Below are 12,996 nucleotides of genomic sequence, written 5' to 3' on the forward strand. Positions count from 1 at the left end.
CCTCTCGTGCCCGGCCAGGCCGACGCGCTCCAGCCACCCGCCCGCGAGCTCGCGGGCCCGCCGCTTCGGCACGCCGTGGCAGCGCGGGCCGAAGGCGACGTTGTCCAGCGCGGACAGGTGCGGGAAGAGCAGGTAGTCCTGGAAGACCATGCCGACGGGGCGGCGCTCGGCGGGGGTCGTGTGCAGCGGCTCGCCGTCGAGGAGGATGTGCCCGGCGGACAGGGGCAGCAGCCCGGCCAGCGCCCGCAGGACCGTGGTCTTGCCCGCGCCGTTGGGACCGAGCAGGGCGACCACCTCCCCGGCGGCGACCTCCAGCTCCAGATCGAGGCGGAACCTCGGCCGCTCCACCACCAGCCTGCCGCTGATCACGGTGTCCCCGCCCAACGGTCGCGGAGGCTGGCCAGCACGAGCACGGAGACCGCGAGCAGGACCAGGCTGAGCACGATCGCGGCCTCGGGGTCGGTCTCCAGCGCGAGGTACACCGCCAGCGGCATGGTCTGCGTCCGCCCCGGGAAGTTCCCGGCGAAGGTGATGGTGGCCCCGAACTCCCCCAGCGCCCGCGCCCAGCACAGCACGGCTCCCGCCGAGACGCCCGGCGCGACGAGCGGCAGCGTGACCCGGGTGAACACCCGCCACCGGGACGCCCCGAGGGTGGCCGCGGCCTCCTCGTAGCGCAGGTCCGCCGCCCTGAGCGCGCCCTCGACGCTGATCACCAGGAACGGCATGGCCACGAACGCCTCGGCGAGCACCACCCCGGCCGTGGTGAACGGGAACGAGATCCCGAACGCCTCGTACAGCCATCGCCCGGCCAGCCCGTTCCGGCCGAGGACGAGCAGCAGCGCGACGCCGCCGACCACGGGCGGCAGCACCAGCGGGACCGTCACCAGGGCCCGGATCAGCCGCCGCCCGGGGAGGTCCCCGCGGGCCAGCAGCCAGGCCAGCGGGACCCCGAGCAGCAGGCAGATCGCGGTGGCGACGGTGGCGGTGACCAGCGACAGGCGCAGCGCCTCCAGCATCAGCGGCTCGGCCAGCCGCTCCCCCATGCCCGCCCACGGGGCCCTGACCAGCAGGCCGAGCAGGGGCAGGACGAGGAAGACCAGCCCGGTGAGCGCCAGGACCACCAGCGGCCACGGCATCCGTCCTCGCATCCGGCCGTCCCCTCCTCTCGCACCGCCTGCCCGTGTCCACGGGAGACGGGGAGCACGCGGCGGAGCCGGCCAGGAGCGCCGGCACGGCCGGCGCCGGCCCCCGGAGACTCCGATGGCCCACGCCGTCCGATCCTGGCACACGCCGCGGCCCCGTCGGCCTCCGGGATGTCACGATCTCCGTTACATCATCGGCAATGGTTTGTCGGATCATTGCCCGATATCGTGGTATTCGTGACCACCACCAGCGCGAGCCGACCGGTAGGCGAGCTGCTGCGCCAGTGGCGGGAACGCCGGCGGATGAGCCAGCTGGACCTGGCCATCCAGGCCGACATCTCCACCCGGCACCTGAGCTTCGTGGAGACCGGCCGCTCCAAGCCCAGCCGGGACATGATCCTGCACCTCGCCGAGGAGCTGGACCTGCCGCTCCGCGAGCGCAACCACCTGCTGCTCGCCGGCGGGTTCGCCCCGGTGTTCGCCGAGACCCCGCTGAACTCCCCCGAGATGGCCTCGGTCCGCGAGGCGCTGGGGCAGGTGCTGAGCGGGCACCAGCCGTACCCGGCCGTGGTCGTGGACCAGCGCTGGAACCTGGTGGACCGCAACCCCGCCACCGGGCTGCTGCTGCGCGGCGTCGCCCCGGAGCTGCTCGAACCGCCGGTCAACGTGCTGCGGCTGAGCCTGCACCCGAAGGGCATCGCGCACCGGATCCTCAACCTGGGCGAGTGGCGCGCCCACCTGCTGCACCGGCTGCGCCGCCAGATCAGCCTGACCGCCGACCCGGAGCTGACCGAGCTCTGGCGGGAGCTCGTCGACTATCCCTGCGACCAGCCGGAGCCCGAGCTCGGCACCGGTCCCGGGCAGCTGGTGATCCCGCTCCGGCTCCGCCGCGGCTACCGCGAGCTGGTCTTCTTCAGCACCATGACGACCTTCGGCACCCCGCTCGACATCACCGTGGCCGAGCTGGCCATCGAGGCGTACTTCCCCGCCAACCCCGAGACCGCCGCCTACCTGCAGCACCAGCACCACCCCGATTAGGGCCGGTCCCGCCTGCCGGCGCGGCGGGCGGAGGCGGCGGATCACGAAGCCGCCGGCCGCGACGGAGGCGGCGTCTCCCTGACCCGCCGCCTCCGAAGGGCTCCGCAGGCCGAAACCGGTCAGCCTTCCGCCGACGCGGGCGCGGACGGCATCAGGATGTTGGTGATCACCCGCCTGATCCGCCCCTCCCCCGGTTCGTTGCCCGCCCTGGCCTGGAACACGGCCCGCAGATCCGCCGCGAACGCGGCGAACTCGTCGTCGGAGAGCCACAGGGCGGTCTGCCGGTAGCCGACGCCGTCGCGGCGCAGGTCGACGTCGCCCCGGTCGAGATAGCGGTCGTAGTCGGCCAGCAGCCCGGCGACGAAGGCCATGAACGCCCGCCGGTGGTCTTCGGGGGACATCGCGGCCAGGTCCTCCTCCGTCACCTGCGCCGCCGTCAGGCGCAGCGCGTAGGTGCGCTCCACCGCCCCCCGCACCCGCTGCTCGCCGACGATCTCCAGCACGCCGGCGTCGGCCAGCAGCGCGACGTGGCGGTACAGCGTGGCGGTCGAGACGTCGGAGAGCTCCGCGGCGAGGGCGGCGGTGGTCATGCGGCGGTCGCCGAGCAGCGCCTGGACGACGCGGAGGCGGACCGGGTGGAGCAGTAGATCGGCCGTCGTCTTCATGGATGAACACTCTCACATTTGACATCAATCTCAAAGATGAGAATACTCATGACTGGACATAGAGGAAAGGACGCATGATGGCGACGATGACGGTGACCGGTGGCGAGCTGGTGCTGGCGCTCGGCCGGGGCGAGCAGGTGGCGGGACTGCACGGGGACATCCGGGTGCCGCTCTCCGCGATCCACGAGGTCGCCGTCGTGGAGAACCCGGTGGCGGAGGCCCGCGGCCTGCGCGCCCCCGGCCTGGCCGTCCCCGGGCAGACGAAGATCGGGACCTGGCGGCGGGCGGGGAGCCGGTCGTTCGTGGTCGCCCGCCGGGACGTGCCCGCCGTGCGAGTGGTGCTGAGCGGCGCCCGCTACGACGAACTGCTGGTCAGCGACCCGGCCGCGACGGAGCTCGCCGCGCGCATCCGCGAGTCGGCCGGCCTGCCCGCGCCGGTCGCCGAGGAGCGCGTCACCTTCTCCTCCGGCGACCTCACCCTCGGCGGCACGCTCGCCCTCCCGCCCGCCGACACGGCTCCGGCCACCCCTGCCTCCGCGGCTACGGCCTCCGCCAGCGAGGTTCCCGCGGATACGACCTTCACCAGCGTGCCCTCCGCGGCTACGGCCTCCACTGCTACGGCCTCCACGGGTACGGCCTCCATGAGCGAGGTTCCCGCGGATGCGGCCCCTGCGAGCGAGGTTCCCGGCGCCGGGCGGGAGCCGTACCCCGTGGCACTGATCATCACCGGTTCGGGCCCGCTGGACCGGGACGCGAACCACCCGCGGATGCCTCTGCGGATCAGCCGCGACCTGGCACACGCGCTGGCCCGGGCCGGGGTGGCGTCCTTCCGCTACGACAAGCGCGGCGCCGGGGAGTCCCAGGGCTCCTTCCTCGCCGCGGGCCTCGGTGACAACATCGACGACGCGCGCGCCGCGCTGGCCTGGCTCCGGACCCGCCCGGAGATCGACCCGGCGGCGGTGTTCGTCGTCGGCCACAGCGAGGGCGCCGTCATCGCCACCGCCCTCGGCGCCGAGCCCGCCGGGCCGGCGGCGGACCTGGCCGGGATCGTGCTGCTCTCGCCCATGGCGAAGACGGGCGAGGAGACGCTGGCCTGGCAGACGCGGCAGATCGCCGGAGACCTGCCCGCGCCGGTCCGGGTGATCCTGCGCCTGCTCCGCACCGACCTCGCCGCCAAGCAGGCGGAGGCCGTCACCAGGCTCAAGGCCACGACGACCGACGTGGCCCGGATCCAGGGGCGCAGGACGAACGCGCGCTGGCACCGCGAGTTCATCGCCTTCGACCCCGAGCCGGCGCTGCGCGCGCTGCGCGCCCCGGTCCTCGCCGTCACCGGGACCAACGACGTCCAGGTGGATCCCGCCGACCTCGACACCATCGCCGCCGCGGCGGGCGCCGGAACCGACGGTGACAGCGGCAGCGGCGGCGGCACGGCGGGGAGCGGCGACGTGACCACCGTGCGCGTGCCCGAGCTGAGCCACCTGCTCCGCCGCGACCCGGACGGCGGCGGCCTGCGCACCTACAAGCAGCAGATCCGCCGGCCCGTCGACCCCGGGCTCCTCTCCCTCGTGACGGACTGGATCACCGAGCGCCTCCCCCGGTCCTGAGACGTCCGCGGGAACGTCCCGAAGGCGTCCCCGCACAGGAAAGTTTCATCCTGTCCGCGCCCGCTCTACCAGGCCGCACCAGGTCATCGGGGTGCCGGCGGGCGGGTGCGGCGGCACGCCTTGCCCGCTGGGACGGTTCCGCCGGACACTCCGGAGCATCTCAGAAGGCTCGCGTCCGCCGGGCGCGGCCCACACCGGGAGGACAGGACGGCCGATGAGGACGAGAAGCAGGGTGATGGGCGTGCTGAGCGCCGTATCCAGTGCAGTGGCCGCCGCCGTGGCCACCGTAGTGGCGCTCGCCGTCACGGGACTGGCCGTGGCGCCCCCGGCGTCGTCGGCGTCCCTCACCGAGGTCACCGGCTTCGGGACCAACCCGACCAACCTGAGGATGCACCTGTACATCCCGGACAGCGCTCCGGCCAGGCCCGCGATCGTGGTGGCCGTGCACTACTGCACCGGCTCCGGCCCGGCCTTCCACTCGGGCACGGAGTTCGCCTCCCTGGCCGACCGGTACGGATTCGTCCTCGTCTACCCGTCCGCGACGAGGAGCGGTTCCTGCTTCGACGTCTCCTCGCCCCAGGCCCTGCGGCGCGACGGCGGCAGCGACCCGGTGGGGATCATGTCCATGGTCAGGTACGTCCAGCAGCGCCACAACGGCGACCCCGACCGGGTCTACGTCACCGGCGCGTCCTCCGGCGGCATGATGACGAACGTCCTGCTGGGCGACTACCCCGACGTGTTCAAGGCCGGGGCCGCGTTCATGGGCGTGCCGTTCGGCTGCTTCGCCACCACCGACGGCTCCTCCTGGAACAGCGCCTGCGCCAACGGCCAGGTGGTCAGGACCCCGCAGCAGTGGGGCGACCTGGTGCGCGCCGCGTACCCCGGTCACAGCGGCCCGCGCCCCCGGATGCAGATCTGGCACGGCACCGAGGACGCCACACTGCGCTACCCGAACTTCCAGGAGCAGATCAAGCAGTGGACGAACGTCCACGGCATCGGCCAGACCCCGGTGCTCTCCGGCACCCCGCGGCCGGGCTGGGTGCGGACCCGCTACGGGAGCACCGGTGAGCAGGCCCCCGTGGAGGCGATCAGCCTGCCCGGGGTCGGGCACAACCTGCCGATGGGCGGCATGGCCGAGGCCGCCATCCGGTTCTTCGGCCTGACCGGCGGCCCCACCGCCTCGCCCACCCCGACCGTGACGCCCACCGTCACCCCCACGGCGACGCCGACCGTGACCCCGACCTCGACGCCCACCGTCACCCCCGGCACCGGCTCCTGCCGCGTCACCTACACCGTGAACGCCTGGAACACCGGCCTCACCACCGCGGTGAAGATCACCAACACCGGCTCCACCGCGGTCGACGGCTGGTCCCTGGCCTTCACCCTGCCGGGCGGGCAGACGGTCTCCAACGCCTGGAACGCCGCCGTCTCACCGAGCAGCGGCCAGGTGACCGCGAGGAACGTCTCCTACAACGGGACCATCACACCGGGCGCTCGGCGGAGCTCGGCTTCCAGGCCGCCCACACCGGGAACACCGGCGAGCCGGCCTCCTTCACCCTCAACGGCACGCCCTGCACCGTCGATTGACCCGGCAAGCCGGTACGGCTGCGCCACCGGTGCAGCCGTACCGGCGGCCGATCCGGCGGTCCCCCCCGATCGTCCGAATCGATCTCCGTGGTGGAATACTCCCGTGGATCAAGCACGGGTGAGGCAGTTGCTGGGTGAGATGCTGCTCTGCTGTTTCATGATCGTCCTGATCAGCGGCGGCTTCCTGGCGTTCTTCTACGCGCCCAGCGGCGAGATGATCCCCTACAGCGGAGACTACGAGCCGCTCCGGGGCGTCCCCATGAGCGCCGCCTACCACTCGATCCTGGACATCAGCTTCGAAGAGGGCACAGGGCTGTACGTGCGGCTGCTGCACCACAGCACCTCGCTCCTGCTCGGCGTGGGCACCGCCTTCTGGGCGCTGCTCGGCCGGTTCCGGTACGCGTTCGCGGTGCTGGGCCTGATCATTCTCGGCGGGATCGCCGGCCACGGAGCCGCCGACGACCTGCTGTCCGGGACCGTCCTGGGCCGGGTGCCCATCCCCCTCTGGTACGGCCTGCACCTGCTGATCGCGCTGGCCGTGGGCGCGGCGCTGGTGCTCTCCTCCCGGCGGGAGGCGGCCCGGCGGCCCAGGACGGTCCCCTTCGTGGCGCTGAGCATCGGCCTCACCCTCCTGGCGGTCTTCGGGCTCTGAGGCCGTCGCCGTCAGCCTGCGACGATGACGTCCCCCACGGCGGAGGTGACGGTGAAGGAGTCGAGCCGCCGCAGCCGGCCCGTCGCGCGGTCCAACCGGTACCAGGTGTAGACGTGGTACTCGTCGCCGCTCCGCCCGCGGTAGGAGTCGGTCAGCACGTCGAGCCGGCCCGCCCTGTCCCAGCGTGCACGGTAGGGGGCCTCGCCCTTGCGGAGCCGGAGCGGGAACGTGCTCTTCCTGCCGGTGGCCAGGTTGCGGACGGTGACCGCGTTCTTCGAGGGATGGACGTCGTCCCGCCGGGCCTTGGCCACGGTGACGCCGTCGCGGCCGAGGTCGCCCATCATGTAGGCCGACCGCCGCAGTCTCACCGACCAGGTCCCGGTCTTGTAGACCACCGCCCCGCGCACGTGGGTGGCCATCAGGTGCTTCTCGTCCGGGCTGAACCTCGCCAGGTCGTATCCCCGGGGCAGGTCGAAGGCCTTCCCGGTGGCCGTGTCCACGATCCGGTCGACCGGCTTCAGGGAGACGAGGTGCTCCCCGTCGATGCCGACGAACCGCCCGCGCGGGGAGAGGGTCAGCTCGGTCACCGATACGGACTCCGGCCGCCTCACCGCGGTCCGGCGCGCCTTCCCGGTGGCGGCCTCCCAGATCATGAGCACGCCGTCGCTCTTGCGGAAGTACGCGGCGCGAGTGCCGTCCGGGGAGAGCGCCATGACCCCCATGGCCGGATGGTCGCCGTCGGGCCGGTGCGCGTCAGGGAGCGACCGGACGCGGCCGTCGCTCAGCCAGAGCCTCCACGGGCCGCACGGGCGCCGCCCGACGCCGTCGTCGTTCCGGCAGACGCTGAGGCCGACGTGGCGGATCACCGGCTTGGCCGGTGCTGCCCCGGCCGGAAGGCCGGTCATGAGCACGACCGCGGCCGTGACCGCGGCCGTCACTGTCCGGAACGGCATTGCGACATCTTTCCACAGCACCGCGGAGCCGCGCCGCGGAGTCCTCGGATCAGTTCCACCGCCGGGGCCGGGTCGGGGTCATCAGTGCGGGCCCTGCCCGCCGACCACCCGCCGTACGAACGCCACGAGGTGCACGACCACCGCCGCGGCGGTGCCCGCGATGGACACGATCAGCACCGTACGCGCGACGAGCGACCAGTCGGCGGAGGGGTCGCCGAAGGCGAACGGGAAGACCCGCAGGATCCCGACGAGCGCGACCAGGCTGATCGCCGTGGTCACCAGCTCGCCGAGGAACCTCAGCCACTTCGGGTCGCAGACCATGTAGACCAGGTTGACGACGGCCCCCGCCGCCACCGAGAGGTTGACCAGCGGCAGCACCTGCCAGGTCTCCTCGGTGAGGAACGGTACGGCCTGCCAGCCCGGCGCGACGTTGATCATGTACAGCAGCACCGTGTCGACGACGACGGCGGCGCTGTAGCCGAATCGGCGCGCGGCGGCGACGGGCACGATCACCGGTGCGGTGGCTCTCATGGCGGCCTCCAGAGGTCCGGTCGGAATCCCCCGCCGAATCCACGCTATGACCGGCCGGTCAGGTCCGTCAGAGGCGAAGGTCCATCCCTCGGGTTCTCCGCTCACCGAGAACTCCTCCATTATGTACTACATAAGTAGTACAATCGCGGCATGGAGACCACCGCACGTGAGTTCAACCAGCAGTCCGCCCGCATCCTCGCCGCGGCCGAAAGGGGGGAGACCATCGCGGTGACGAAGAACGGCCGTCACATCGCCACACTGGTCCCCGCCCACCGGACAGAACCGCCGCCCCCCTTTCCCACCGATCCCATGGGAGAGGAGGATGATCTTCCTCTGTTCGACGGTCCGCCCGACCTCTCAGCCCGTGCCGACACACTCCTGGCCGAAGGGTTCGGCCTGTGAGCGCACCGGTGGCCATCGCGGACACCTCAGCACTCCTGGCGCTGTTCAACCGCCAGGACATCGAACACGCGGCGTGCGTCAAGGCTCGCGCCCAGATCGGTCACCTGGTCATCTCTCCACTGGTCCTGGCCGAACTCGACTACCTCGTCACCAGCAGGATCGGTCAGCACGCCGCATTCGCCGTCCTCGACCACATCATGGATCGGATCGATGTGAAGCGGTACGAGGTGCCCGAGGCCTCGCCCCACCTGCGCACCGCCCGCGCCCTGATGGCTCGCTACCGGACGATGGACATCGGCCTGACGGACGCCATGAACGCCGCCCTCGCCGCCGAGTTCCGTACGGACACCGTGTTCACCCTGGATCGTCAGCACTTCCGGGCGCTTCGCCCCCTGACCGGCCACGAGTGCTTCAGGCTGCTACCCGACGACCTTTGACGGCCCGGATGTCTCCGCGGCGACCCGATCGAGCCACTCCAGCATCAGCGCGTCGAAGAGCTCCGGCTGCTCGAACTGGGCGTTGTGCCCGGCCACGTCGAGCACCGCGTAGCTCGCCCGCGGGTAGTGCTCGAGCAGCGCGAACGCGTCCGCGTAACCCACCACGTGGTCCTGACGGCCGGCGATGATCACGGTCGGCCGGTCGAAGCTCCGGCTCTCCGAGGGCTCCGGGTCCAGCAACCGGTTCGGCGCGATGCGCTCCAGCGCCGCCGCGTCGGCGCAGTCGAGGCCGACCATGATCTCATCGCGGAACCGGCGCAGGGTCTCCGGGGTCTGTACCACCGCCATGTCCGCGAACTCCTCGGCGAGCCGCGGATCCGTCGAGGCGAGCAGCTCGGGATCGGGCCGCAGCACCCGGCGCTCCGGCAGGACGCGCTCGGTGGCGCCCAGCCTGTCGGCGGCCGGGCAGATCAGCGCCAGCCCCAGCACCCGCTCCGGCCGCAGCCCCACCAGGGCGCGGGCCAGGTAACCGCCGTACGACTCACCGGCCAGCAGGAACGGCTCGTCGCCGAGGACGTCGTCCACGAAGGCCAGGACGGCGTCGAGCAGGTCGGCGGCGCTCGTCACGGAGGCCGGAGCCTCCGACTTCCCCATGCCCGGCAGGTCGGGGTAGAGCCGCCGGTATCCGTCACGCCGGGCGAAGACCGGCTCCAGGCAGCCGAGCATCAGCCGGTGGTCCGGCGTCCAGCCGTGCAGCGCCAGGACCGGGGTGCCGGTCCCGTGCTCCACGAAGTGCAGCGGCGCGGACGTACGTACCGACGACATGACCGACCTCCGATGATCTTTCAGTTGATTCCGCCGCATCCTGCCACAGCCCACCGACAGAACCGCGAACGAGCACCCGGCCGCCGCCGAACGGTCCCGGAGGCGCCACGACCTCGCAGCTCGGCGTGCGGACCTCTCCCGCCGAGGCCGCCCGCACACTGGAGCTCCACCGGGTCAGCCCTGGCCGACAGGGCACAAAGGCGACGCACGCCGGATCGTGCGGGGAGGGGCAGAAATCATCCCCGCATGCGCGGGGAGCACTCGAGCCGCTCCTTGGCGGCCTTGATCGCGTCGGGACCATCCCCACGTGCGCGGGGAGCACGACGACGGTCCGCCACGTCAGCGGGTCCATCGGGGACCATCCCCGCGTGCGTGGGGAGCACAGCCGCTGGGGCTCATATGCGGTGAGCCAGGCGGGACCATCCCCCGCGGGATGGTCCCTCTGCCTGGGATGGGCGCTGGAGAACCCGGAGGTGCTCCCCGCGCACGCGGGGATGGTCCCCGGCCCTCCGCCCGCAGACCTTCGCCGACGGTGGTGCTCCCCGCGCACGCGGGGATGGTTCCACGTCCCTTGTAAACCGGCGATCCATCCCGGTTCTCCATCGCCACGGGACACGAGCGACCCAGCAGCGACCCGGTTTTTCGGAAACCACGGCCGGTCGTGGGGATCTGGGTACGGTCGGGGAGTCGCGAAAGCGAGCACAGACTTCACCGGGGCAGACGCCCCCGAGGGCGCGGTCTTCGGACCGCGTCCTCTTCTCACTTCCCCCGTCTTCCCCGAGGTTTCGCGGTGGGTCTCGATCCGGTTCGTGGAGGTCTTCAGCGTGCCGAGGGTGCCGGGACCGGAGCACCGGTCCCGTGCCTATTCCCATCCGCGCAGGTCCGCCACGTAGCGGTCATGGGCGGCGGCCTCCCACTCCTCCATGGAGGCGTGCCTGCCGCGGCAGTACCGGCCGATCAGATACGCCAGGAACGCCTCGCACCCGGCGTCGTCGCGCAGGCGCAGGCCCGGGTCCGCGCTCCCGGCGCGCAGCAGGTGGCCGCCGCCCGGTTCTGCGGTCAGAGTGACCTCGCCGCTCCGCCGCTCCTGGCGGGGTGAGCGCACGGCCAGGTAGGAGGCGTAGACGTACCGGTAGGCGAACTCTTCGTGCGTGTCGTGGATCCGGTCGAGCCAGGAGCCGATCTCGTCACCGGCCGTCCCTGTTCCGGGTCTCGTTCCCATCGCTCCATTGTGACCGCCGGTCGGCGAGAACGGCGGACGTGGCGGCGAGAATGCCGAACCGCCGCGGCCGGCCGCCACCGTGGCCGCTGCGAAACGACCCGCCTGGTCACACGTCCGGGCCGTACCGGGACGGATACGGCCCGGACCTCGTGATATCCGGCGCCACAGGCCGCACGGTGGCCGTACCTCCGTGGTGATCAGCCCTGATCGTCGAACTCGCCGTTCTTGACGCCATCGACGAAGGCGTCCCATTCGGACGGTGTGAAGGCCAGAACCGGCCCGTCGGGGTCTTTGGAGTCCCGGACCAGGAACAGCCGTTCGGCATCCGCCTTGTGCCCGGCCACGGCCGGAGTCTCGTCAACGACTGTGACCTCGACACAGTTGGAGCCACCACCACTGCGGCTGCTCTTACGCCAGACACCGACCTCAACGCACTGGCCACCGTTGGCATTGCTTCGGCTGGACTTACGCCAGACCACCTGGGAGAGGTCCGCCATGGACACGCTTCTCCGTCCGCTCACATTTCCCGCATTGCCTGCGCCACCAAGCTCCGGGTCTCGTCCGGCCCGAGCGCTCGCGCCCGCAGGTGATTGAAGAGGAGGACATACGCCTCCACTTCGGACACATCCTCTAAATATACGCTTCCCTGCCAATATTCAACGTACACAGTGTCCGGATCAGACGGCTTCGGGAAACTCAAGATGGTGAATCCTCCATCCATCGCGGGATGCACCCCGGCCGCAAAAGGTAAGACCTGCATCGTGATGCCGCTCGCCTCCGAGAGGTCGATCAGACGCTGGAGCTGCCCTCGCATCACCTCCGCTCCTCCCACGGGCCGCCGCATGACCGCCTCGTTGAGGATGAACCACATCTGAGGCGGATTCGCCCGTCCCAGAACTCGCTCCTGTCGCTCCAGACGGATCGAAAGCCGCCGCTCCAGTTCTTCATCAGGCGGCAGGACGGGTGCGGATCTCATCACGGCTCGTGCGTAGCCTTCGGTTTGGAGCAGCCCTGGAACGAACTCCGGCTGGTACTCCTGGAAGGTGGCCGCTTCCTCCTCCAGCCCCACATAGCTCTGAACCCACTCCGGGATGGCCTCGGAGACCTTGTACCACCACCCACGCCTACGGGCGTCGCGCGCGAGCTGGAGCAACGCCTCCCGACGCTCACCGGAAACCCCGTACAGATTCAGCATCATGGCCACGAGACCGACCGTGGCCGCACTCGTCGCCGACTCGATCCGTGTGATGGTGACAGGCGAGCAACCGGCGTGCTGAGCCGCTTGATCTCGCGTCAGCCCCGCCTCCTTACGGAGACGATGCAGCTCCGCCGCAAGACGGCGTCTCCGCACCGATGGACCGCGTTGGGTACTCATGCCACTCCTCTCCGTATCCGATCGCGGCAAGTCTGCCCCAGCCATCTCTCTTTATCAACATGCACAATGTTCATTTCGATTCTTGTTGCCCAAGGACCCAGGAGCATGCAGACTGAGCACACCTCGTAGTGACGCGGGCACCGAAAGCGACATTTCAGGTATCTGCTACAGCTCCAAAACAGACAAAGGGGCGGATGATGAGATGAAAGCTCATGAGTTCCGAAGGTATGGCGGCCGGTTGGTGGAGCTGGCGTGGGAGTTGAACGAGCTGGGGTTCGACTCCGTGGTGCGGCTCCCTCCCGCCGGGAGGCCGAGCGTGTAGATCTTCCTTCCTCCGGGCCGGCCCCGGGCCGCCATGGCGCAGCGCGGCCGTACCTCCGTCTTCACCTGGGAGCGGACCCGTCACCGGCCACCGTGCGACCGGCGCCGCCGCGACCCGCAGACCCTCGACCGGCCCCGGCCCCGGCCCCGGCCCGGCCGCAGCACGATGCGGGCGGCGGCGGAGCGCATCCTGGAGGCCGTACGGTGACCGCGCCCCGGCTGCTGGGACAGGCCGACCTGCC

General features: G+C 71.3%; 15 protein-coding genes. 6 read left to right on the forward strand and 9 right to left on the reverse strand.

Annotated features, from left to right (window positions below; all coding sequences use genetic code 11):
* A partial coding sequence (locus ACWJ6R_RS17830) for an ATP-binding cassette domain-containing protein (protein WP_449063296.1) occupies positions 1 to 369 on the reverse strand: 369 nt, incomplete at its 3' end.
* On the reverse strand, positions 366 to 1,148 hold the full coding sequence (gene modB / locus ACWJ6R_RS17835) for a molybdate ABC transporter permease subunit (protein ID WP_449063297.1): 783 nt from the start codon (positions 1,146 to 1,148) through the stop codon (positions 366 to 368). The genes ACWJ6R_RS17830 and modB, both read right to left, overlap by 4 nt.
* A gap of 231 nt (positions 1,149 to 1,379) precedes the next feature.
* Here modB and ACWJ6R_RS17840 point away from each other — a divergent pair, with 231 nt between their 5' ends.
* Positions 1,380 to 2,180, forward strand: coding sequence for a helix-turn-helix domain-containing protein (locus ACWJ6R_RS17840; protein WP_449063298.1), 801 nt, complete (start codon positions 1,380 to 1,382; stop codon positions 2,178 to 2,180).
* Positions 2,181 to 2,299: 119 nt separating this feature from the next.
* On the opposite strand, the gene ACWJ6R_RS17845 is transcribed toward ACWJ6R_RS17840, so the two are convergent.
* Entirely contained in the window at positions 2,300 to 2,845 is a 546-nt protein-coding gene (locus ACWJ6R_RS17845; protein WP_449063299.1) for a helix-turn-helix domain-containing protein, read from the reverse strand.
* Positions 2,846 to 2,931: 86 nt separating this feature from the next.
* Between ACWJ6R_RS17845 and ACWJ6R_RS17850 the strand changes: the two genes are divergently transcribed.
* Entirely contained in the window at positions 2,932 to 4,449 is a 1,518-nt protein-coding gene (locus ACWJ6R_RS17850; RefSeq protein WP_449063300.1) for an alpha/beta hydrolase family protein, read from the forward strand.
* Between the two features lie 214 nt (positions 4,450 to 4,663).
* Positions 4,664 to 6,688 carry an extracellular catalytic domain type 1 short-chain-length polyhydroxyalkanoate depolymerase gene (locus tag ACWJ6R_RS17855; RefSeq protein WP_449063301.1) on the forward strand — a complete coding sequence of 675 codons (2,025 nt, stop codon included), beginning with the start codon at positions 4,664 to 4,666 and terminating at the stop codon, positions 6,686 to 6,688.
* An 11-nt stretch (positions 6,689 to 6,699) separates the two neighbouring features.
* Here ACWJ6R_RS17855 and ACWJ6R_RS17860 read toward each other — a convergent pair whose 3' ends face one another.
* Complete coding sequence (locus tag ACWJ6R_RS17860) at positions 6,700 to 7,641, reverse strand: hypothetical protein (RefSeq protein WP_449063302.1); 942 nt, start codon at positions 7,639 to 7,641, stop codon at positions 6,700 to 6,702.
* An 81-nt stretch (positions 7,642 to 7,722) separates the two neighbouring features.
* On the reverse strand, positions 7,723 to 8,172 hold the full coding sequence (locus ACWJ6R_RS17865; RefSeq protein WP_449063303.1) for a hypothetical protein: 450 nt from the start codon (positions 8,170 to 8,172) through the stop codon (positions 7,723 to 7,725).
* 150 nt (positions 8,173 to 8,322) lie between these two features.
* Here ACWJ6R_RS17865 and ACWJ6R_RS17870 point away from each other — a divergent pair, with 150 nt between their 5' ends.
* Positions 8,323 to 8,574: a type II toxin-antitoxin system Phd/YefM family antitoxin gene (locus ACWJ6R_RS17870; RefSeq protein ID WP_449063304.1), complete on the forward strand. Its 252-nt coding sequence runs from the start codon at positions 8,323 to 8,325 to the stop codon at positions 8,572 to 8,574.
* Positions 8,571 to 9,011 carry a PIN domain-containing protein gene (locus tag ACWJ6R_RS17875; RefSeq protein WP_449063305.1) on the forward strand — a complete coding sequence of 147 codons (441 nt, stop codon included), beginning with the start codon at positions 8,571 to 8,573 and terminating at the stop codon, positions 9,009 to 9,011. The genes ACWJ6R_RS17870 and ACWJ6R_RS17875 overlap by 4 nt, the downstream gene beginning before the upstream one ends.
* Here ACWJ6R_RS17875 and ACWJ6R_RS17880 read toward each other — a convergent pair.
* From ACWJ6R_RS17880 to ACWJ6R_RS17895, 4 genes are all read right to left on the reverse strand, one after another.
* The gene (locus ACWJ6R_RS17880; RefSeq protein WP_449063306.1) at positions 8,994 to 9,836 is read right to left on the reverse strand and encodes an alpha/beta fold hydrolase; all 843 of its coding nucleotides are present in this window, start codon (positions 9,834 to 9,836) and stop codon (positions 8,994 to 8,996) included. The two genes, ACWJ6R_RS17875 and ACWJ6R_RS17880, sit on opposite strands and share 18 nt — an antisense overlap.
* Positions 9,837 to 10,698: 862 nt before the next feature.
* Entirely contained in the window at positions 10,699 to 11,058 is a 360-nt protein-coding gene (locus ACWJ6R_RS17885; protein WP_449063307.1) for a hypothetical protein, read from the reverse strand.
* 197 nt (positions 11,059 to 11,255) lie between these two features.
* Complete coding sequence (locus ACWJ6R_RS17890) at positions 11,256 to 11,555, reverse strand: DUF397 domain-containing protein (protein ID WP_449063308.1); 300 nt, start codon at positions 11,553 to 11,555, stop codon at positions 11,256 to 11,258.
* Between the two features lie 20 nt (positions 11,556 to 11,575).
* Positions 11,576 to 12,478 (reverse strand): helix-turn-helix domain-containing protein, encoded by a 903-nt coding sequence (locus ACWJ6R_RS17895; RefSeq protein WP_449063309.1) that lies wholly within the window; start codon positions 12,476 to 12,478, stop codon positions 11,576 to 11,578.
* A gap of 310 nt (positions 12,479 to 12,788) precedes the next feature.
* Between ACWJ6R_RS17895 and ACWJ6R_RS17900 the strand changes: the two genes are divergently transcribed.
* Positions 12,789 to 12,962, forward strand: coding sequence for a hypothetical protein (locus tag ACWJ6R_RS17900; RefSeq protein WP_449063310.1), 174 nt, complete (start codon positions 12,789 to 12,791; stop codon positions 12,960 to 12,962).
* Positions 12,963 to 12,996 lie beyond the last annotated feature (34 nt).

The sequence above is a fragment of the Planomonospora algeriensis genome, assembly GCF_977012225.1.